This is a genomic window from Rhodopirellula sp. UBA1907, assembly GCF_002337565.1.
GTDB classification, from domain to species: domain Bacteria; phylum Planctomycetota; class Planctomycetia; order Pirellulales; family Pirellulaceae; genus Rhodopirellula; species Rhodopirellula europaea.
Genome location: NZ_DDGH01000006.1, coordinates 44,150 through 65,234 on the forward strand (window position 1 = coordinate 44,150; position 21,085 = coordinate 65,234).

At 56.8% G+C, this 21,085-nt stretch carries 13 protein-coding genes; 9 read left to right on the plus strand and 4 right to left on the minus strand.

All coding sequences use genetic code 11. From position 1 onward, the window contains the following. Positions 1-208 precede the first annotated feature (208 nt). Complete coding sequence (locus B2R17_RS02090) at positions 209-1,942, plus strand: SHD1 domain-containing protein (RefSeq protein ID WP_286762638.1); 1,734 nt, start codon at positions 209-211, stop codon at positions 1,940-1,942. A 99-nt stretch (positions 1,943-2,041) separates the two neighbouring features. Here B2R17_RS02090 and B2R17_RS02095 read toward each other — a convergent pair whose 3' ends face one another. Next, positions 2,042-2,443 carry a four helix bundle protein gene (locus tag B2R17_RS02095; RefSeq protein ID WP_286762639.1) on the minus strand — a complete coding sequence of 134 codons (402 nt, stop codon included), beginning with the start codon at positions 2,441-2,443 and terminating at the stop codon, positions 2,042-2,044. Between the two features lie 288 nt (positions 2,444-2,731). Here B2R17_RS02095 and B2R17_RS02100 point away from each other — a divergent pair, with 288 nt between their 5' ends. Together B2R17_RS02100 and B2R17_RS02105 are read left to right on the plus strand one after the other, a co-directional pair. Further along, entirely contained in the window at positions 2,732-4,189 is a 1,458-nt protein-coding gene (locus tag B2R17_RS02100; protein ID WP_286762640.1) for a sigma-54-dependent transcriptional regulator, read from the plus strand. Positions 4,190-4,261: 72 nt separating this feature from the next. Beyond that, positions 4,262-5,767 (plus strand): leucyl aminopeptidase, encoded by a 1,506-nt coding sequence (locus tag B2R17_RS02105; RefSeq protein WP_286762641.1) that lies wholly within the window; start codon positions 4,262-4,264, stop codon positions 5,765-5,767. Positions 5,768-6,253: 486 nt separating this feature from the next. Here the strand turns inward: B2R17_RS02105 and B2R17_RS02110 are convergent, their stop codons facing one another. Together B2R17_RS02110 and B2R17_RS02115 are read right to left on the minus strand one after the other, a co-directional pair. Next, positions 6,254-7,681, minus strand: coding sequence for a DUF1501 domain-containing protein (locus tag B2R17_RS02110; protein ID WP_286762642.1), 1,428 nt, complete (start codon positions 7,679-7,681; stop codon positions 6,254-6,256). A gap of 30 nt (positions 7,682-7,711) precedes the next feature. Then, positions 7,712-10,558 carry a PSD1 and planctomycete cytochrome C domain-containing protein gene (locus B2R17_RS02115; protein WP_286762643.1) on the minus strand — a complete coding sequence of 949 codons (2,847 nt, stop codon included), beginning with the start codon at positions 10,556-10,558 and terminating at the stop codon, positions 7,712-7,714. 267 nt (positions 10,559-10,825) lie between these two features. Here B2R17_RS02115 and B2R17_RS02120 point away from each other — a divergent pair, with 267 nt between their 5' ends. Together B2R17_RS02120 and B2R17_RS02125 are read left to right on the plus strand one after the other, a co-directional pair. Next, positions 10,826-12,646 (plus strand): arylsulfatase, encoded by a 1,821-nt coding sequence (locus B2R17_RS02120; RefSeq protein ID WP_286762644.1) that lies wholly within the window; start codon positions 10,826-10,828, stop codon positions 12,644-12,646. A gap of 257 nt (positions 12,647-12,903) precedes the next feature. After that, positions 12,904-14,364, plus strand: a complete 1,461-nt coding sequence (locus B2R17_RS02125) for a sulfatase (RefSeq protein WP_286762645.1) — start codon at positions 12,904-12,906, stop codon at positions 14,362-14,364. 129 nt (positions 14,365-14,493) lie between these two features. Here the strand turns inward: B2R17_RS02125 and ilvD are convergent, their stop codons facing one another. After that, positions 14,494-16,197, minus strand: coding sequence for a dihydroxy-acid dehydratase (ilvD, locus tag B2R17_RS02130; RefSeq protein WP_286762646.1), 1,704 nt, complete (start codon positions 16,195-16,197; stop codon positions 14,494-14,496). A 188-nt stretch (positions 16,198-16,385) separates the two neighbouring features. On the opposite strand from ilvD, the gene B2R17_RS02135 reads away from it, so the two are divergent. The 4 genes from B2R17_RS02135 to B2R17_RS02150 are packed head-to-tail and all read left to right on the plus strand — an operon-like array spanning position 16,386 to position 21,026. Continuing rightward, positions 16,386-17,243: a 3-keto-disaccharide hydrolase gene (locus B2R17_RS02135; RefSeq protein WP_286762647.1), complete on the plus strand. Its 858-nt coding sequence runs from the start codon at positions 16,386-16,388 to the stop codon at positions 17,241-17,243. Next, positions 17,243-17,941: an HAD family hydrolase gene (locus tag B2R17_RS02140; protein ID WP_008656842.1), complete on the plus strand. Its 699-nt coding sequence runs from the start codon at positions 17,243-17,245 to the stop codon at positions 17,939-17,941. Before B2R17_RS02135 ends, B2R17_RS02140 begins: the two co-directional genes overlap by 1 nt. A gap of 17 nt (positions 17,942-17,958) precedes the next feature. Further along, on the plus strand, positions 17,959-19,587 hold the full coding sequence (locus B2R17_RS02145; protein WP_008656841.1) for a Ppx/GppA phosphatase family protein: 1,629 nt from the start codon (positions 17,959-17,961) through the stop codon (positions 19,585-19,587). Further along, the gene (locus B2R17_RS02150; RefSeq protein ID WP_286762648.1) at positions 19,587-21,026 is read left to right on the plus strand and encodes a protein-L-isoaspartate(D-aspartate) O-methyltransferase; all 1,440 of its coding nucleotides are present in this window, start codon (positions 19,587-19,589) and stop codon (positions 21,024-21,026) included. The genes B2R17_RS02145 and B2R17_RS02150 overlap by 1 nt, the downstream gene beginning before the upstream one ends. Positions 21,027-21,085 lie beyond the last annotated feature (59 nt).

Genomic DNA, 21,085 nt, shown 5'->3' on the forward strand with positions numbered 1-21,085 from the left:
GCTGAAGCCGCCGTGCGAGCGATGGTCGCCATGCGTGACACACCGATGGAAGTCGAATCGCTGCAACGCCGGTACGCACAAAACGCCTGATTGCAGTGTGAACGTTTCAAGAAACAGCCGCCATTGAGCGGCTGTTTCCGTTCACAGAGGATGCGTTGAGTCATTAACATGGGGGTCCTCTACTCCCATTTTCTCAGGCGACGACGACATGACTCATCGATTGAATGGTTCGTTGACACTCCTGGTCGGCATGCTGTTATTTGGCATGGCAATATGCGACTCATTGCTGACCACGTCTTCTGCCTCAGCAGCTGAACCGGTTCGTTTCAGCTCGAAGGTTGGCGAAATGGTCACCTACAAAATCAACATTCAGATCGGCATCGGTAAGGACGCTGGCAAATACCCCGGCACGTTGACTTATCACGTCAAATCCGCCACGCCGGAATTGATCCAACTGAACGTGACGGGCGACCTGCAGGGCAAACACTCCCGCTCCCACTCATTCTTTCGCAGTAGCAGCGACTCGCCTTTGCCGACTCTCGAATCAGTTTCATGCCGGGGAGCCTTGTTGGGCATCACCCCGAGTGGCAAAGTCGAGGTGGTACAACGAGACGAGATGATGGGCCTTCTACTGGGAACGCTTGGCCAACTTGCTATCGCTCCATTGCCTCCAGCCGATGCGGTTCCCGTCAATCAACGCGCAGCCGACAACGGTGCCGATGTGGCGGTGACTTGGGATGAATCCGACACAACCACCATCGCGCGTGTCAGCAGCCCCTTTGGAATGACACCATCGTTCGCCAGCCACGCGGGTCTGAACAACAAAAAGCTTTCCATCGCGACCGAGAAGTGGAAGTACGTCGCTCATCCAGCGGTTCGCAACCGGATGAAGATTGACCACCAATACGAGTTATCCGCTCCTGAATCCGATCCACCGCTGAAGATGCAGGGTGAAGGCATCGCGTTCTTCAACTTGGACGATGGCTTCTATGAACAACTGCAAATCAATCGGGTGATCTTCCAAGCTGAGGATGGTGTGGAAGTGAAGGTTCCCGTTTCCATTTCGCTTGTTCGTGAAACGGAACAGGAACGCGCCGCCAAAATCGCTGCGGCGAAAGAAGCGACTCTCAAACGCACGCGTCCATTCACGGACGCGGAACGCAAGCAGTGGCTGCAAGCGTTGGCCCCGGGTTCGTCTGTCGCTGAGGCTCACCGTGCCATGTCAGAACTGAATTCCAGGAATCAACGACAAGACCCCGAGCTCGCACAAGCACTCTTGAAACGGGCAGAAATCTCCGACAACAACCTGAAATACTTTTACTATTCGGCGGCGGCTCGCTACGACGAATCGATCAAGCAGATGGCGGAAGACCGTCGCGATTACAGCCGCGGGATTGGAACGGTGAAGCGGACCGGTGGCCCGGTCACCACGGCCAGCCGCTTGGTTGTGGGCCAGATCCTGGCGAAATCACGCGAACGGTTCAGCGGTTTCGAAGCGGTGGAAGTGAAAGAGATCCACGAACGCAACGAAGTCTCGGTCCAGTCCGTTGGTGGGCATGGCCGCATCGAACGCGTCAAAGTCTCGCTGTTGCGATACCCACCCGACACGGTCGAGCAGCCTGTCGACACACGGCCCGCCCCACGAACTCGGCGTGTGGCTCCGAAACCCAAGGTTGTGGTGAATGAACCGGAAGGGATGGAAGAAGCTGATTCCGAATTTGAAATGGATGCGATCCGAACTTGGACGGACAAAACCGGGAAGTTTAAAATCGAGGCGTCGTTCCTAGCGATCAAGGACGACAAGCTCCGCCTGAAATCCGCCGACAACAAAACCATCGAAGTCCCACTGGCAGCACTCTCAGAAAAAGACGCCGACCTCGCCGAACGATTCCAAAAAGAATCCGAAGCCGCCGCCAATCCATTCCAAGTCGTAGCAGAATGACTCGCCGATTTAGGCCCAATGGTCAGGACGTCCGCGGCGAAGGCAATTGAAAAAGTTAAATTGACAATTGTAAATTTCAAATTGTTGGTTGGAGGACAGCTACTTCGGGTTCTGGAGATTTGTTTTTGCCGTCACAACAGATTTCCCAATGATGTTGCACAGTTGGATGCACTCATCGAGAAGCGGTTTGATGCGGTCATCGGAAAGCATCTCCGACTTCAAAATTAGCTTGACCCAAGTTCGCGATTCACGAAGCTCCTTCAACGCGATCCCCAGCTTGTGAACGAAGTCCTTCTTGCTTTCAGCGGCACACGCTTCGGCATAGTTGGGTGCGGGCGAAGTGCCACTTCGCACCAGCTGGCCAGCGATGTGCCGCCCCAGGCGGGTCTCCGGCAACGCTTCGACCAATTTCCCGACGCGTGTCGCAAAATCCAGTAGCCGATCTTCCAAATCTTCACCACGCTGATCCATTGGGTCGCTCGCCGGCAGGAGACCAATCAAATTTACAATTTCCAATTGTCAATTTAACTTTTTCAATGACCGCAATCGGCAAGCAAAGCCATTTTCAATTTGCGTGCTGCCTCTCGCGTCTCATGGGAAGACTCCCCCGGAGCCCTTGCTACGAACTCGCCCCGGATGGGGCCGTCATCAGTAGCTCGGGGTGGAAGCCCCGAGAACGGGTTTCGGAGACATGGTTCCCAGGGAACTCGACTGGCTTAGAATCTAGGGCTCGCGACCGCGAAATGGGGTCGTTTTTCGTCAGCCCTTCTCGTCATCCGTCTGATTTGAATGACTTCCGATCTCACTGCCGCCACCGATTCTCCCGCCGAACCGCCGGATCGTTCGAAGTACCGTCTGTTAGTGGTCGACAATGAAGCTGCCCACGCGCGAGCGATGACGGAGAGTCTGGAGAAGGTCGGCTACGTTTGCGAAGTCGCAACCAGCGGCCCCGATGCGGCCGCCCTGATCCAGCGAGAAACGTTCGACATCATCATCACGGACATGGTGATGAACGACGTTGACGGAATGAAAATCCTCGCCCTGGCAAAGGAACGGCTGCCCGAATGCGAAGTCGTGATGGTAACCGGGCACGCGACGGTTCCGATTGCTGTCGAAGCGATGCAGCAAGGCGCGTTCAATTTCCTTGAGAAACCGATCACTCCCAGTCGCCTCCGGGCGATCGTCGAAAAAGCGGCCGAGAACGTCGAACTGCGACGAACAAACACCGAGTTGATGCAGCGACTCGATGAACGATTCGGTTTCGAAGGCATCATCTACACCAGCAAAAAAATGCAGACGGTCATCGATCGTTTGCGACGCATCGCGGCCACCGACGCTACCGTGCTGATCACCGGTGAATCCGGAACCGGCAAAGAGATGGTGGCACAAGCCATCCACCAAAACAGCCCTCGTAAAAACAAACGCATCGTCGCGCTCAACACACGGGCGGTGTCCGAGAATTTGGTCGAGAGTGAACTGTTCGGCCACGTCAAAGGATCCTTCACCGACGCTGTCTCCGACCGAGAAGGTGCGTTTGAATATGCCAACGGCGGCACGCTGTTCTTGGACGAAGTCGGCGACATGCCGATGAGCACCCAGATCAAGCTGCTGCGAGTGCTGGAAGAAAGCCAAATCACTCGCGTCGGTGGGAACAAGTCGATCAAGGTCAACGTTCGCTTGATCTCGGCCACCAACCGCCCACTCGAAGAAATGATCGACGCGGGAACATTCCGAAACGACCTTTACTTTCGACTCAAGGTGGTGACGATCGAGTTGCCGCCGTTGCGGGAACGCCGTGACGATGTGATCGCGTTGATGGACCATTTTCGCAAAATGTTCTTGCGGCGGCATGGCAAATCGTCTGCCCATTTCACTCCCGCGGTGACCAAGAAATTCTTTGCGTACGATTGGCCCGGCAACATCCGCCAGCTTCGAAACTTTGTCGAAACCATGGTGGTGCTGGACACCGACGGGTCGCTCGACGAAGACGATCTGCCGCCGGAGTTGATCGACAACGCACCTCAAGAGGGCGAAGAGTCGCAAGGCCCCGCTTTGATCGAAGGCAACATGAATTTCGTCGGCAGGCCGCTGGCTGAAATTGAACGCTGGGCAATCGAAGAGACGCTAAAACTAACCGGCAACAATCGCGAAGAAGCAGCGAAAATCCTTCAAATTGGCGCTCGAACGCTCTATCGCCGACTCGACCAATACAAAAAAGATGAAGACGAAGCGGAAGCCAAATCGTAGACATCCGACTCGACAATTCACCGCTTCTCGACCAGCAACTTCCTGTCCTTTCAATCGCCACCGGATCCAAGAATGCAACCTTTGCCTTTCCCTTCGTTGACCCTGACCGCCGAAGCCAAACTCGACCTCGCCAAAGCAGGCGTGCTGGTCCTCGGCGTCGAACCGGCCAGCGATGCAGCGGAATCATCCGACGGCAAAGCAACCGCGAAATGCGTTGCCATCTCGGCGTTGCCTGAATCGCTCGCCAAGACCGTTCAAAACGCGTGCGACTCCGGCGAAGTGAATGGCAAACCGGGTGAGCTGACCAGCTTCGCAACCGGCGACGCTCAAACACCATGGATCGTGCTCGCTGGTCTAGGCGCAAGCGACAAACGAACTCGCGGTGCCGCAATTGAACTGGGTGCCGCCGTGATTCGCAGCTTGGCCAGCAAACCTCGCCAGCAGATCACGTTCGCATTGGGCGATGGAGTCGCTGCCGACAACCACGACGCCGTTGTTGCCGGTGCAGTCTCCGGGTGCGAAGGCCAACACCTGTATCAACGCGAACCATCTGTCTCGGTTCCCGACGCGATCGCGTTTGTTGGTTACTCAGCCGAAGCCGTTTCGCGAGGCGAAAAGCTCGGCCAATCGATCAACCACACACGGCGTCTGGTCAACGAGCCACCGTCGATCATGAACCCAACCGGCTTCGCTCAATACGCTGAAAAGATTGCTAGCGATTGCGGACTGAAGTGCGAAGTCTGGGATGAGAAAAAACTGGAAGCTGAAAATTGCCGAGCCATCTTGGCGGTCGGTCGAGCATCCACCAGCCCACCGCGTTTGGTAATGCTGCGTCACGACGGCGGTGGCGATGAAGCCCCGCTCGTGATCGTCGGCAAAGGCGTCACGTTTGATTCTGGTGGATTGTCACTTAAACCCAGCGAAGGCATGGTCGACATGAAGTGCGACATGGCCGGTGCCGCGACCGTCGTTGGTGTGATGAACGCACTCGCAAAGCTAAAGGTGCCACGCAACGTCATCGGGCTGTGCGGGCTGGCCGAAAACATGGTCAGTGGCGACAGCTACAAACTCGGCGACGTGATCGAGACCCGCAGCGGCAAGACGATCGAGATCCTCAACACCGACGCCGAAGGTCGCGTCGTATTGGCTGACACCCTGGACGTTGCCGTGCAACAAAAACCCCAAGCCATCGTCGACCTCGCCACGCTGACCGGTGCCTGCATGGTTGCCCTCGGAATCGACGTGGCCGGGTTGATGACCAACGACCAAGCCCTTTGCGACGCGGTTCAAAGTGCTGCGGAATCCGAGTGCGAACCTGTTTGGCAATTGCCGATGTTCTCGCTGTACGACGACAAAGTCAAAAGCAAAGTGGCCGACATCAAGAACGTCGGCGAAGGACGCTGGGGCGGCGCCATCACCGCCGCGAAATTCCTGGAGAACTTTGTCGCCGACGTCCCTTGGGTTCACATCGACATAGCTGGCCCAGCCTTCGTTGACTCGCCCAAACCTCATCGCGACGCAGGTGCCACCGGCGTGATGGTACGAAGCCTGGTCCGCTGGATCGAAAACGCATCGTAAGCAGCCACGGAGCTTGCTCGTAACCGGATTCCCCAGAATTCGGTTCACGGCGCCCGTAGGCCATGTCCCACATGGCACCCACGCCGATGCTTTGGAACAAAGCGAGGCGTCATCGAAATGTTTTCGCAAGACCAACGTTCACCGGCTAAGAACCATCGCCAGGTGAAACCTGGCCTACTGTGGCCACGTCAATTCGTAGCCGGATTCGCCAAGAATTCGGTTCACGACACCCGTAGGCCATGTCCCACATGGCGCCCACGCCGATGCTTTGGAACAAAGCGAGGCGTCACCGAAATGTTTTCGCGAGGCCAGCGTTCACCGGCCAAGAACCATCGCCAGGTGGAACCTGGCCTACAGCAGCTTCGAGTTGCATAACGCGAATTTTCGCGGGACCGAAAGACTTAGCGGTGCGGCGCAAGCCGCCCGGTGAGAAACCGGAGGGCTCGCGCCCTTCCGCTACTTCCATTCACGCATTCCGCGGCCCTATCAAGCAATCAGCGGCTCAATCACCTTGCCGCCGAACTGGCTGAGTTGCTTGAAGCGGCCGGCGTGATAGTACGTCAGCTTGTTGTCATCGAGCCCCAACAACCGCAGCAACGTGACATGGAAGTCACGAACCGGCCGCACCTCTTCGACCGCCGTCATCCCAGTCTCATCGGTCGCGCCGATTGTGTGTCCCGCGTTGACGCCTCCACCGGCCATCCAAATCGTCATCGCGTTGGCGTTGTGATCGCGTCCGTACGCGGTCCCGCCGCGAACGCCGTTGTCGGGTGAGCGTCCGAATTCGCCGCACCACACGACCAAGGTGCTCTCGAGCAATCCGCGTTGCTTCAAGTCTTGGATCAAGGCTGCGATGGGTTGGTCAACACCTCGCACCAAATTCCCGTGAGCCCGTTCGATGTAATCGTGGCTGTCCCAGGTCCCGTTGTACAACTGAACGAAACGCACTCCCTTCTCAACCATCTTGCGAGCCAACAAACACTTGCGTCCAAAAGCATCGGTGGCATCGTTCCCGATCCCATACATAGCGAACGTTTCCTTCGTCTCGCCGGAAAGGTCCATCGCTTCGGGAACTTCCGTCTGCATCCGAAACGCCAACTCGTAACTTTCCAGACGCGCAGACAATTCATCATGCTCGGGATGCTTGGCAGCGTGTCGCTGATTCATCCGCGAAAGCAGGTCCAGATTCAATCGCTGCCTCGTTCGGCTGACTCCAACCGGTGGCTGCAGATCCAAAATGGGTGACCCTTTGGCTCGCAGAGGCGTGCCTTGATAGAACGCCGGCAGATAACCATTGCTCCAATTCGCCGCTCCGCCTTGTGGGTACGAAACCTCTGGTAACACGATAAACCCAGGCAGACTCTGGTTCTCGGAACCAAGCCCATAAGTCACCCAAGCACCAATGCCGGGATCACCACCAAAGCGGTTGCCGCAGTTCATTTGATACATCGCGGTGGGATGATTGACGCTGTCGACTTGGCAGCCACGGTAGAAACAAAGCTCGTCCGCGACCTTCGGCAGATGCGTCCAGTTGTCCGCCATCGGCGCACCGCTCTCGCCGTGTCGCGAAAAAGAAAAGGGGCTTTGAACGAAGTAACGTTTGCCGCTTTCCATCGCGGATTTCTGTTGCCCTTGGCGAACAAACTCCTGCAAGTGCAACTGGTTGAGTTTGGGCTTGGGATCGAACGTGTCGATGTGCGACGGACCACCTTCCATCATCAAGAAAATACAGTTCTTCGCTTTGGCTGGAACATGCCCAGGCTTGGGCTGCATCGGTGCGGCTTGGCTGTCCTGATCGCGTGTGGCGTCCGCGGAGGCTTCGTCCGCCAACATCGATGCCAGCGCAATCCCACCCAGCGACGTTCCCATCCGAAACAAACTTTCGCGTCGTGGCATCACAAACATCACATCCACCTCATCAAGGACGAACCACGCCGAATAACATCAATACACATAGACAAACTCGTTGCAGTTCAGCAGCACCAAACAAACGTCCGCCAACGCCCACGTGTGGCGATCCACATCGGCCGGTTGCAAATCGGGTTGAAAGTCCACGTTGGCGTGCAAGTGTTCAACAAACTCAAACTTCTCACCAGTGTTCTCTTCCACCGCCTTGCGAACCACTTCCAAAGGCGGCCGGGAACGTTCGGGTGGCGACGCCGGAAGAATTTCTTGCACGCGAGACCAGTGTGCCAGCATCTCATTCATCTCTTCGCTCGAAGGCGATCGAGACAATACCAGTTCAAAACACCGGGTGATCGCGTCCTCGTCCGATTCCGTTTCGCGACGCACCCGATCCGCGAGCGCCAAAGCACGAGAGTGCGTGCTTTGCCCATTGAAGAGGCTGAAGACTTGGGGCGTGACCGTGGAGGCGGAACGTCGCTCACAGGAGAAATCGGGCGACGGCACATTGAACACTTCCAGGAACGGGGCAATCAATCCGCGAAGCTTCAACACATAAATGGATCGCCGGTGCCGGTCCTCGGGTTTGGGATTGGGAACCCAAGCGGCGGCGAACGTCCCCATGACTTGCCGAGGCTGCAACGCAACCTCCTGATTGATCTCGGGGCGACATGGGATCCCGCCCAACACCGGGTTCAGTTCTCCGGTCACGGCCAACATCGAATCCCGCAATTCTTCGGCACTCAGCCGTCGCGTCTTGAACCCTTGATATGGCTGAGTCGATGCGTTGGAACTGGAACGACAATACACGTCTGAGTTCATAATCCGGCGATGCATCGCTTTGATCGACCAGTTCTCTTCCACCAGTGTGGCCGCCAACCAATCCAGTAGCTCTGGATGCGTCGGTGGTTTTCCCGTGGCACCAAAGTTGTTAGCATTGCCCGCGATGGCGTCTCCGAAATGCCATTGCCACAATCGATTGACGATCACGCGAGACGTCAAAGGGTTTTCGGGTGCCGCCACCCAATTGGCGAATGCGGCCCGGCGTCCTTCAATAGCAACCGGAATGTCCGCCGAGACTTGGTTCTCAATCACGCTCAGCACGCCTGGCGAAACCGCTTCGCCGGCCGAAAAGGGATCACCGCCGGTCAAGATCACGCTGGATTCCAGCTCTCCCTTCGTCCACCGATCCTTTGGCATTCGAATCGGACTCATGACCGAAGTTCGCGAAACGGTTCGTCCGCTGTAGACAGCCAAAGCATACGGCTGGTAGCGATCTTGTTCCCAACGCAAACGTTGCAGTCCCTTTCGTGCGACGCGTTCCTTCCCAAATTGCTCCGGCGTGAACCCGACCAACTTGGGCGGGTAGTCGCTCTCAGGAATTCCCGCCGCTCGCATCGCATTGCGAGCGGATGTGAACAGCGATTTCACTTTCCCCTTGGATCGCAAACGTTTCAGTTCCTCGTTCCAAGCAGCCGGGTCCTTGCCGTTTTCCTGAAACCAAAGTTGCGAGTTATCCAAGAGCACCTGTTCGATTTCCTCAAGCGTTCGCTCGTGAATATGTTTTGAACGATCGAGATAACGTTTCTCATCAAAGCCAGCCCGGTTCTCTTCGTCTAAGAAATCAGCCTTTCGTTCGGCGAGCTGTGTCGTCGCGAAGACCGCTTGGACGGAGTAATAATCTCGCGTCGGGATCGGATCAAACTTGTGATCGTGACAGCGAGCACACTGCAAGGAATGCCCCAAAAACGTTTCACCGACGCTGTTGGTCACATCGTCGAGGAATCTTTGACGAGCCACCTTGGCGACCTCCATCGAAGTCAACTCCCAAGGTCCCATCCGCAAAAAACCGGTGGCGATCAAACACTCGGGATCGTTGGGATCGATCTCGTCGCCCGCGATCTGTTCTCGAATGAATTGGTCGTACGGCTTGTCTTCGTTGAAGGAGCGGATGACGTAGTCGCGATACCGCCACGCGTTCCCCCGTTCGAAATCATTCGCAAATCCGGAGGAGTCGGCGTAGCGAACGACATCCAACCAATGCTGAGCCATCCGCTCGCCGTAGTGAGGTGACTGCAGCAATCGCTCGACCAACTTTTCAAATGCCTCATGGTCGTCAGCCGGGTCTTGGAAAAAACGTTCCACCTCCGAAGGCGTCGGCGGCAATCCGGTCAAGTCGTAAGTCGCTCGGCGAATGAGGGTTCGACGATCGGCACGCGGTGCCAGGTCGGTCCCGTCAGCCAAGCCGTCTTCGATCACGACATCGATCGGATTTCGATCCGTCTTCAACGCAGGCTTCTGCACCGGTTGATAGGCCCACAATCCGGTCGGGTCATATTTCCGGTTCGTCCAATGTTCATCAAGCCCACCGGACGTTGCGACAGCGATGCCATCTTCGGCGGACCATTCGCTTTCATAGGCCGCTTGGATCTCGGCCACGCGATCCTCGTCCGGCCAAACCGCACCGGACGCAATCCAGTCTCGCAGCCATTCCAGTTGCTGCTCTGAAAGTTGCTCAGCTTCCTTGGGTGGCATCTCCGACCAATCATCGCTGGTTCGGGTCGATGCGAGATACAAAGGGCTGTGTTCCGGCTCACCAGGAACAACCGCGGCTTCCCCGCTGTCGCCGCCAACTTTTAAGCCAGCGAACGAACGCAAATCCAACGAGCCTTCGATCAACTCCGGGTCCTGCCCATGACACCCCAAACACTTTTCGCGAAGCAGCGGTGCCACCCGGCGAACGAACAACGCTTCGGATTCAGACACACGCGACGATTCTGCGATGTCATCGGCAAACACATGGCCACCCAACAAGATCGCCAGCAACAACAGCGTCAGCGGTTTTCCGAGGGTCGTCAGAATACGAACTCGCATGCGATGTTGGGCCACGGGTGAATGAATCCTTCGCGTCCTGCCAGACGCATCGGGTTTGAGTTTGGGAGGTCAACCGAACTCAACCAGGGTAACCCATGCTGACGCCTGATGCTCTATGGAGCCCTGTTCAACCGACGAAAACGCCACTGAAAAACTGGCCCCATTCGACGCTTCGTAAGTTCTGTCCCACACACACGATCGGTCAAACGAGCAAACCACTTTCGCGATTCCATCGCCACATTGGCATCACGTTCAAACGACAAGTCCGCCTCGGGGAATACGATGGTTGACCTCGATTGCAATTGTCCCCACACCATTCCGATCATCAGCCACTCCATGCACCATCGAATTTGGATCCTCCTCGCCGCCTACCTGACGACTTGCTCTCCTGCATGGGCTCAAACCGCGAAAGAGTCTCGCCCCAACGTGATCTTGGTTGTGACCGATGACCAGGGTTACGGCGACATGTCATGCCACGGCAACCCTTGGCTCAACACACCCAACCTGGATCGGCTCGCAACGCAAAGTGTGCGACTGGAAAACTTTCATGTCGATCCGGTTTGCACACCCTCTCGAGCCGCATTGATGACGGGCCGCTACTGCACGCGAGTGGGTGCGTGGGCGGTCACCGAAGGCCGCCAGTTGCTCGATCCCGACGAAACAACCATGGCCGAAATTTTTCGCGACTCGGGATATCGGACCGGCCTGTTCGGCAAGTGGCATCTGGGAGATCCACCACCATTTGCACCTCGCGAACGAGGTTTTGAAACCGTGGTTCGTCACATGGCGGGCGGGGCAGACGAAATCGGAAACCCGACCGGCAATGATTACTTCGACGACACCTACTATCGAAACGGAACGCCGGAATCGTTCGACGGATACTGCACCGACATCTGGTTCGATGAAGTGATGGACTTCATCCAGGAGGAATCCGAACAACCGTTCTTCGTTTACCTTCCAACCAATGCGATGCACAGTCCCTACCTGGTTGCCGATCGTTATTCCGACCCATTCGAGCAGCAAGGGATCGAACCGAAGCGTGCCGCGTTCTATGGGATGATTCAAAATTTTGACGAGAACCTTGGCCGACTGCTGAAGAAGCTCGACCAAGACAACCTGCGCGACAACACGTTGCTGGTTTTCATGAGCGACAATGGCACGGCGCAAGGAGCCAGCGAACAAAATCGGAAGGACGGATTCAACGCGGGCATGCGAGGCAAGAAGGGCTCGGTCTACGAAGGCGGACACCGTGTTCCCTGCTTTGCAAGTTGGCCTGCGAAGTGGGACGGCAATCGCCGAGTCCACCAATTGACTTGCCATCGTGACTGGTTACCAACCCTGATCGATCTTTGTGATCTGAAGCGACCAGCCGACGTCTCCTTCGACGGGCGTTCGATGGCGGGACTGCTCGGTGGTTCTTCCCAGCAGTGGCCAGAACGAACCCTGATCATTGAACGTCAATCAGACATCGTTGTCTCCGCAACGAAGACGCAGGGCAGGGCACAGCCACCTTTTGCTGTGCTGACAGACCGATGGCGATTGTTTCGCGACGAACTGTACGACATTCGAAACGATCCCGGGCAATTCAAGAACATCGCCGCCGAGCATCCTGAGGTGGTGCGTGAACTGCGTGCTGCGTATGACGCCTACTTTGAGGACGTTCACGGAAGCCGCAAGGACGCGGTTCGGTTCATCGTCGGCAAGGACACCACGCCCACACTGATCACGGTCCGAGACTGGCACCCGACCGAAGGGAGAGTGATTTGGAAACCGTCTCAATTGCCGGACAACGATCTGCTGATCAACGGTTTCTGGGAAATTGAAGTCGCGGAAGCGGGGCGATACAGCATTGAGCTACGACGATTCCCCGATGACGCGTTGGCTCCCATCCAAGCCGACCAGGCTCGCCTTCGCCTGGGTTCGATCGAGCAAACCCAAACGCTGAAGCCGGAAGAATCATCCGTCACCTTCGAGATCGACCTCGCCGCTGGTCCGCATCGATTGCAGACCTGGTTGCGTGACGCGGCCAGTCAGAAAATTCGCGGGGCATACTTTGTGGAATTCACACGCATCGAGCCGAGCGATTTGTCTTCGCGTCGATGAAGGCAAGAGCGCGGAGTGGACGTCTGTTTTTGCCGGGCTTGGAAGCCCAGCGTACTGTTCTCGCTCGCGCCGGGCTTGGAAGCCCAGCGTACTTTGTCCGTACAACGGGCTTCCAAGCCCGTTGAATCAACTACCGACCAACTAAACTCACTCCTCCGCTGCCCCGGTTCCCTCCCCACATCCTCACGTACCCCATGCACCTGGCACCCTCCTTCTCATCGCATTCCATCCGCACCCAACGCAGCAACTGCCTGTGGATGCTCGCAACAGTCATCGCGTGCATTGCCAATCACGCGGCGCCGGCAAACGCGGAAACGCAACCCAAGCCTTCCAAACCCAATGTGTTGTTCATTGCCGTCGACGACTTGGCATCGACGCTGGGTTGCTACGGCGATGTGGTTGCCAAGACACCCAACATCGACCGATTGGCGGCGACTGGAACCTGTTTCCGCCGAGCGTACAACCAACTGCCGCTTTGCAATCCCACGCGAGCGTCGGTGATGACCGGACTGCGTCCCGATCAAATCAAAGTCTACGACCTCGACCGACATTTTCGCGACGAAGTTCCAAACGTCGTCACGTTGTCGCAAGCATTCCAGCAGGCCGGTTACTTCGCCGCTCGAGTCGGCAAGATCTATCACTACAACGTGCCGGCCTCGATCGGAACGGACGGCTTTGATGACCCGCCATCATGGAACGCAACGGTCAATCCCAAGGGACGCGACAAGGACGAAGAACACCTCATCTTCAACGCGGAACCGCACCGCAAGATCAGTGGTGCACTCAGTTGGTTTGCGGCTGATGGCGAAGACAATGAACAGACCGATGGCATGATCGCGACGGAAGCTATCCGCATCATGCGAGAAAAGAAAGACGAACCATTCTTCTTGGGTGTCGGTTTCTTTCGACCACACACACCTTATGTCGCACCGAAGAAATACTTTGACATGTACCCGCTGGAGTCACTGCGATTGCCCTTCGCTCCCGCCGGTGATCGCGATGACATTCCTACGGCGGCGTTCGCTCACAATTGTCCGGTTCCCAACTATGGGCTCGATGAACCAACGCTGTTAAAAGCGACCCAGGCTTACTACGCGTGCGTTTCGTTTGTCGACGCTCAAGTCGGACGCTTGCTCGCGGCTCTCGAGGATTTGGAACTGGCCGACAACACGATCGTGGTTTTCTGGAGCGATCACGGTTACCACCTTGGGGAACACAACGGAGTCTGGCAGAAGCGAACGCTGTTCGAAGAAGGAGCCCAAGCACCGTTGATCATTCGCGGTCCATCGCAAACAGGACACGGGTCCTGCAATCGGATTGTCGAGTTCGTGGACATCTACCCGACGCTCACCGATCTGGCTAGCATCGATTCACCCAGCGGTTTGGCCGGTCGCAGCTTGAAACCATTGCTGAACGATCCGGTCGCCCAGTGGAACGGCACGGCGATCACGCAAGTCTTGCGTCCCGCGGACGATCGATTGCCCGAGCAAGTGATGGGATGCAGCATTCGCACGCATCGCTACCGATACACCGAATGGGCTGAAGGCCGGCACGGGGTCGAGCTTTACGACCACCAAAGCGATCCGAACGAATTCGAGAACCTGGCCGAGAATCCGGATGAGCGAGCTCTTGCTGCCATCCGGCGATTGCGTCCGTTGCTGCGAGCCAAAGCGTCGGGTGAGATCCCGACGGTTCCGGTCAATCCGGCTCGGTTGTAGTGCATTGAGCTAGATTTCGCCGGGCTTGGAAGCCCAGCGTACGTTTTGCTGGTCGCCGGGCTTGGAAGCCCAGCGTACTCTCGCTCGTACAATGGGCTTCCAAGCCCGTTGCACTCAACAACTACCGATTCACTCGTCGGTGACGCAGCCTTCGCTGGCGCTCTTCACGCACTTGATGTACTTGTAGAGCGTTCCGCGAGTGGCTTTCAGTGGCGGTGCGGTCCACTTGGATCGACGAGCTTCCAATTCCGCCGCGTCGACTTCCAAATCCAACGAGTTCGTTTCGGCATCAATCGTGATCGTGTCGCCATCTTCGATCAACGCGATCGGACCACCGACTTGGGCTTCGGGCGTGATGTGGCCGACGATGAAGCCATGGCTGCCGCCGCTGAAACGGCCGTCCGTCAGCATCGCGACGTCGCTTCCCAAACCAGCACCCATGATGGCACTGGTCGGAGTCAACATCTCAGGCATGCCGGGTCCGCCCTTGGGTCCTTCGTAACGGATCACGACGACGTCGCCCTTTTGAATTTGCTTTTGCTCCAAGGCTGCGAGCATCAGCTCCTCGTTGTCATACACACGAGCCGGTCCGCTGAATTGCAGCCCTTCTTTCCCGGTGATTTTCGCGACAGCGCCTTCGGTTGCCAGCGAGCCCTTCAGGATTCGAATGTGACCTGATTTTTTGATTGGCTCTTCGACCGTCGACACGATTTTTTGACCGGTCTTCAAACCAGGCAAATCGGCCAAGTTCTCGGCCAGAGTCTTGCCAGTGACGGTCATGTGCTCGCCTTTGATCATGCCCTTTTCGAGCAAGTACTTCATCACGGCGGGCGTGCCACCAACGCTGTGAAGGTCTTCTTGCACGAACTTGCCGCTGGGTTTCAAGTCGGCCAAGAACGGTGTGCGATCGCTGACCGATTGGAAGTCTTCGATCGTCAATGGTACATCAACACTGCGAGCCATCGCGATCAAGTGAAGCACCGCGTTGGTGCTGCCACCGAGAGCCATCAACGTCACCATCGCGTCTTCGAATGCGCCGCGAGTCATGATGTCGCGAGGCTTGATGTCTTTCTTCAGCAGTTCCAGGATGGCCAGACCAGCTCGTTTGCATTCCTCTTTCTTTTCAGGATGCTCAGCAGGGATGCTGGCGGAGTAGGGCAAGGCCATGCCCAAGGCTTCGATCGCGGTGGCCATGGTGTTGGCGGTGTACATGCCGCCGCAGGCTCCCGCACCGGGACAACTTCGACGAACGATTTCACTGCGTTCTTCTTCGCTGATTTGTCCGGCGATGTATTGGCCGTAACACTGGAACGCGCTGACAATGTCCAGCTTCTCGTCGCGGTAGCTGCCGGGCTTGATGGTTCCGCCGTAGACCATGATGGCGGGACGATTCAGGCGTCCCATCGCCATCAAACAACCAGGCATGTTCTTGTCGCAACCGGGCAGGGTGATCAACGCGTCATACCACTGAGCCCCCATGATCGTTTCGATCGAGTCGGCAATCAGATCGCGACTCTGCAAGGAGAAACTCATCCCGTCGGTGCCCATCGAGATGCCGTCCGAGACACCGATGGTGTTGAAACGCATGCCGACCATGCCGGCGGCGGTGACACCCGCTTTGACGTCCGCGGCAAGATCCAACAAGTGCATGTTGCAGCTGTTGCCCTCGTACCACATGCTGCCGATGCCGACTTGAGGCTTGTTCATGTCCTCGGAGGACATGCCGGTGGCGTAGAGCATTGCCTGCGACGCACCCTGGCTTTTCGGCTGGGTGATCTTGCTGCTGTACTTGTTCAGTGCATTGGAATCGGATTCAGGCTGAGACGCGGTCATGAGATCGTTTTGGCAGGGGAAAGCGGCCGGAGATGGGTGGCAACACCTTGAAAGGGTCAAAGAGTATGATCGGTGACATGAAAACTACAAAGACGGGGCAGTTCATCTCACGAACACCCCAGACAAAGTTCCCTTCTCTACCGTTCGGAATTGAGACCGGTTTCAATTCAAAAAAGCGAATTTCGACCATGAGCACACCCCATTTGTTGTCCGCGAAAGTCTCGTTTGCTCATGTCACCGCGGCGTTGATGTTGGCGGTCGTCTGGGTGGCGGCGGGGCAGGGCACTCAAGCCCAAGACCAACCCAAATTGGCGACCACGGCGGAGAAACCGAGCGAAGATCTCGGCGTCAGCGATGAAGAATTCAAAACTCGAAGCCGGTCGTTGTTTGACGGCCGAATCCTGGCGGGATTTGAGGGGGATGCTTCGTGGTTCCGGATCGAAGACGAATCGATCGTGGCAGGCCGTCTCGACCAACCGATTCCCAAGAACCAGTTTCTGGCCACGACCGAGAAGTTTGACAACTTCGAATTTCGGGCCGAAATTCGAATGCGTGGCGAAGGCCGCAACGCCGGGATCCAGTTTCGATCTCGACGCCCGAAGAAAAGCGACGATGTGCCTCCGCATGAGATGATCGGGTACCAGGCTGACGCGGGTTATTCCGCTGAACGATCCATTTGGGGTGCGTTGTACGATGAATCTCGACGGCGTCGGATGCTGCAATTGCCCGAACCGCCGTTCGAGGTCGAGTGGAAACAACCGGCGGCAGGGCAGGGCACTGCAAACAAAACATCCGAACAAGCCGATCAAGACTCACAATCAGCGACACCGGAACAAACCGACCGGCCCGAACAAACCGACTGGGTCAAGATGCGGATTGTATGCCACGGACCTCGAATCCAAATCAGCCTCAACGGTGTTCAGACGGTCGACTACATTGAAACCGAAGAAGGCATTCCCCAGGTTGGCGTGATCGCGTTGCAAATCCATTCCGGAAAACCCGCGGAAGCTTGGTATCGTAATCTGCGCATTCTTGGACTGGACTGATGGCATCCGACATTCGATTTGTTTACTTCGACCTCGGGAACATCCTGGTCTCGTTTGACCGCAACCTTGCCAGCGACAATGTGGCGGACTTGTTCGGTGGAACCCGCGAAGCGTCCGACGAAATCCTTCACGTTGGTGGTTTGCAAAATCAGCTGGAAACCGGACTGATCTCAGAAGAGGAGTTCGCCCAAGCGGTTCGTGATGCTTACGCGACGTTGGTGCAGCCCAATGGGATGGTCGCAACAGGCGACATCATGCGAGCGATCAGTGACATGTTCACACCGATCGAGTCGATGGTTGCCGTTCTGCAATCATTGCGTGAGGCGAAGGTGCCGATCGGAATCCTCAGCAACACGTGTGCGGCCCATTGGAACTGGGTCAACGGCCGAGGCTGGGAAATCATGAGCGGTCCATTCGACGTGCAAGTCGTCAGCTACGAGGCCCAGAGCATGAAACCGGACCGCGTCATTTATGAAACGGCAATGAAGTTGGCCAGCGAGTGCTTGGCAATGCGACCGGGCGAAGGCGACAATGCGGAATTGCGACCGGAAGAAATTCTCTTCGTCGACGATCGCGAGGAAAACGTGGAAGCCGCACTCGCTCACGGATGGAAGGCGGAAGTGTGTTTGGGCGGTGAACAGGCAATTGATGTTTTGCGACGACACGGATTCGATGTCCCTCTCGCATCCACCGCATAGGAAACCGAGTGAAGCACATGGACAATCCACTCTCACCGCGAAGCACCGCAACGGCTCCGCACATCAACACGGCAACCTCGCACATCGCGACGCCGCCGCTGGACAGTTCACCCAGAACCGTTGCCGCGATTGACATTGGCGCGACCAGCATCCGGATGGCCATCGCTGAAATCCTGCACGACGGCAGCGTGCGAACCCTTGAGTCACTGCTGCAACCCGTCGACCTGGGACGCGATGCATTCGAAACGCGACGATTGTCTCGCAAAGGCATCGAACGAGCCGCGGCGGTTCTGAGACGTTTCCGCCGAGTCCTGCGGGAATACGGCATCGACTCAACAAACGACATTCGCGTTGTCGCAACCAGCGCCGTTCGCGAAGCTAGCAACCGCGTGGCGTTCATTGACCGAGTTTATGTGGCGACCGGTTTGGACGTCGAACCGATCGACGAAGCCGAAGTGAACCGCATCACTTACATGGGCATCACGCCCCAGTTGATGGCTTTGGCGGAAACGGCCGAAAGCAAATCACTGGTGGTGGAAGTCGGAGGTGGCAGCACCGAGTTGCTCGTCATTCGCGGCGGCAACGTGTTGCACAGTGAGTCGTTTCGCTTGGGGTCGCTGCGATTGTTGCAAACGCTCGATGCATCGGGTGCCCGCGGCGTGCGCTGGCGAGAATTGCTGGAAACCCACATCCGCCGAATCCTGGTTCGGATCGGTGATCAGGTTCGCACGGACACGCAGCTGCACTTGGTCGCGATCGGTGGCGACATCCGATTTGCCGCTCACCGATTGATCGAAGATTGGGACGAAACCAATCTGGCTCGCGTTCCAGTCGACAAGCTTGAAGAACTGACCCAGCAAATCCTTGAAATGGGCGAAGACGCGGTCGTCAAAAAGTTTGGCGCGACCTTTGTCGAAGCGGAAACGCTCGCCCCGGCTCTGCTGGCTTACACGATGCTGGCACGGCACTTTGACTTGAAACACATCCTGGTCAGCGACATCAATCTGCGAGACGGGTTGCTGGCCGACATTGTTCAAGGCGGCAACTGGACCAGCGAATTTCGTCAACAAATCATTCGCTCGGCGGTGTCACTCGGACGCAAGTACCAAATCGACGAGATCCATTCGCGGGCCGTCGCGGAATTGGCTCGCCGTTTGTTTGAAGAGCTCGCCAAAGAACATCAACTGGACGCTCGCTACGAAGTGCTTTTGTACGTGTCGGCATTGCTGCACGAAGTCGGTTTGTACATCAGCCTGCACAGCAACCACAAACACGCTTACTACATCATCCGAAACAGCGAACTGTTTGGGCTGTCTCAGCAAGAGTTGATGTTGGTGGCGTTGGTCGCTCGGTATCACCGCCGGGCTTCACCACAAAGCAACCACGAAGGATACGGATCGCTTGACCGACACGACCGAGTGGCGGTGGCCAAGATGGCCGCGATTTTGCGATTGGCGATCGCGTTGGATGACACGCGCAGCGGCCGAATTCGCGAAATCAATGTGACGCAAGAAGGCAAGCGATTGGTCATCTCGGCACCGGGGGTCGACGATGTCTCGCTGGAACAAATCGCAATGCGAAGTCATTCCGGATTGTTCCAAGACATCTTCGGCAAACCTGTTCTACTGAGACCCGAGGTAAAGTGATGCCGGAGCAGCAAGTGTCCGCGAATAACAGCAAGCACTCTCGAACTGCCGCGACGTTTGCTGGCCGTGTTATTGGGATGTCCTGCGGTGCGGGGTTGGCCCATTCTCGCTTCGGATGGGTCTGCGTGTTGATGGCAATCGCAACACCCGCATGGTCACAATCACCTCGCTCTCCACAATCCTTTCTCAATCCATCTCCATCGACCAGTGACAGTTCCTTGGCTCAGCCTCCTCATTTGATACTGGGCCAAACCGGTTCGTCACGATCTGCCCGCGAAGATCATTACGCGGCTGCACGTCGCAAACTGGTTGAAACTCGAATTCGCACCGCGGGCGTGACCAACGAAGCGGTTTTGAAATCGATTGAGACCACGCCTCGACACGAGTTTGTTCCCGCGGCCGTGCGTGACAAAGCGTACTTCGACATGGCTTTGCCCATCGGCTCGGCACAAACGATCAGCAGTCCGTTCATCGTCGCGTCGATGACCGAAACGCTTGCCCCCAAACCGACCGACAAGGTACTGGAGATCGGCACCGGCAGTGGTTATCAAGCCGCCGTACTCAGTCCCTTGGTTGCGGAAGTCTATTCGATTGAAATTGTCGACGAACTCGGCAGGCGTGCGGCGGGAGTACTCAGCAAACTGGGTTATGAAAACGTCCACACTCGCATCGGGGATGGTTTCCTTGGTTGGCCGGAAGCCTCTCCTTTCGACAAAATCATCGTGACATGCAGCCCCGAGTCGGTGCCGGTTCCGCTGGTGGAACAACTTCGCGAAGGCGGATCGATGATCATTCCCGTCGGCGAACGCTATCAACAAACGCTGTACCGGATGACCAAACGTGATGGCGAGTTGGTTCGCGAACCGCTGCGACCGACACTGTTCGTTCCCATGACGGGCACGGCGGAGGACGCTCGCCAAACGCTGCCTGATCCCGCCAACCCCAAGGTCGTCAACCAAGATTTTTCCGATCCGCCCGGAACTGACGATCCGGAGGGATTTGTGCCGGGATGGTATTACGGTCGCCAAGTCGAACAGGTCGCACTGCCGGCAGACGGAGCGGAAGGTGCGAAGGATTCCGGGTTGGTACGGTTTGAAAACGAGACCCCCGGTTTGGGATCGCACTTGTTGCAAGGCATCGCAATCGACGGAACCAAAGTTTCTTTGATTCGCCTGTCTGCCCGCCTTCGAACCGAGAAAGTCGTGAAGGGGCCTGATCCGGATGCGTGGCCAATGGTCGCGATCAGTTTCTACGACGAGCTACGGCGTGACCTGGGAACGTTTTCGATGGGTCCGTATCGAGGAACCCGCCCGTGGCGTGACGACAGCCGTTTGGTGAGGGTCCCGCGGGCAGCTCGAGAGGGAATTGTGCGAATCGGATTGTTTGGAGCGACCGGGACAGTTGAGTTTGACCACGTCTCCATCGAGAAGATTGACTGAATGTCCAACGGACAAAGCATTCATCTAGGAACAAAGTCGCTTCCGAAAACGGCTCTTTC

Coding starts and splice junctions, on each gene's coding strand:
- B2R17_RS02150 (WP_286762648.1), top strand. CDS start 19,587: ATGCCGGAGCAGCAAGTGTCCGCGAATAACAGCAAGCACTCTCGAACT.
- B2R17_RS02145 (WP_008656841.1), top strand. CDS start 17,959: ATGGACAATCCACTCTCACCGCGAAGCACCGCAACGGCTCCGCACATC.
- B2R17_RS02125 (WP_286762645.1), top strand. CDS start 12,904: ATGCTCGCAACAGTCATCGCGTGCATTGCCAATCACGCGGCGCCGGCA.
- B2R17_RS02090 (WP_286762638.1), top strand. CDS start 209: ATGACTCATCGATTGAATGGTTCGTTGACACTCCTGGTCGGCATGCTG.
- B2R17_RS02140 (WP_008656842.1), top strand. CDS start 17,243: ATGGCATCCGACATTCGATTTGTTTACTTCGACCTCGGGAACATCCTG.
- B2R17_RS02100 (WP_286762640.1), top strand. CDS start 2,732: ATGACTTCCGATCTCACTGCCGCCACCGATTCTCCCGCCGAACCGCCG.
- B2R17_RS02120 (WP_286762644.1), top strand. CDS start 10,826: ATGGTTGACCTCGATTGCAATTGTCCCCACACCATTCCGATCATCAGC.
- B2R17_RS02105 (WP_286762641.1), top strand. CDS start 4,262: ATGCAACCTTTGCCTTTCCCTTCGTTGACCCTGACCGCCGAAGCCAAA.
- B2R17_RS02135 (WP_286762647.1), top strand. CDS start 16,386: ATGAGCACACCCCATTTGTTGTCCGCGAAAGTCTCGTTTGCTCATGTC.
- ilvD (WP_286762646.1), bottom strand. CDS start 16,197: ATGACCGCGTCTCAGCCTGAATCCGATTCCAATGCACTGAACAAGTAC.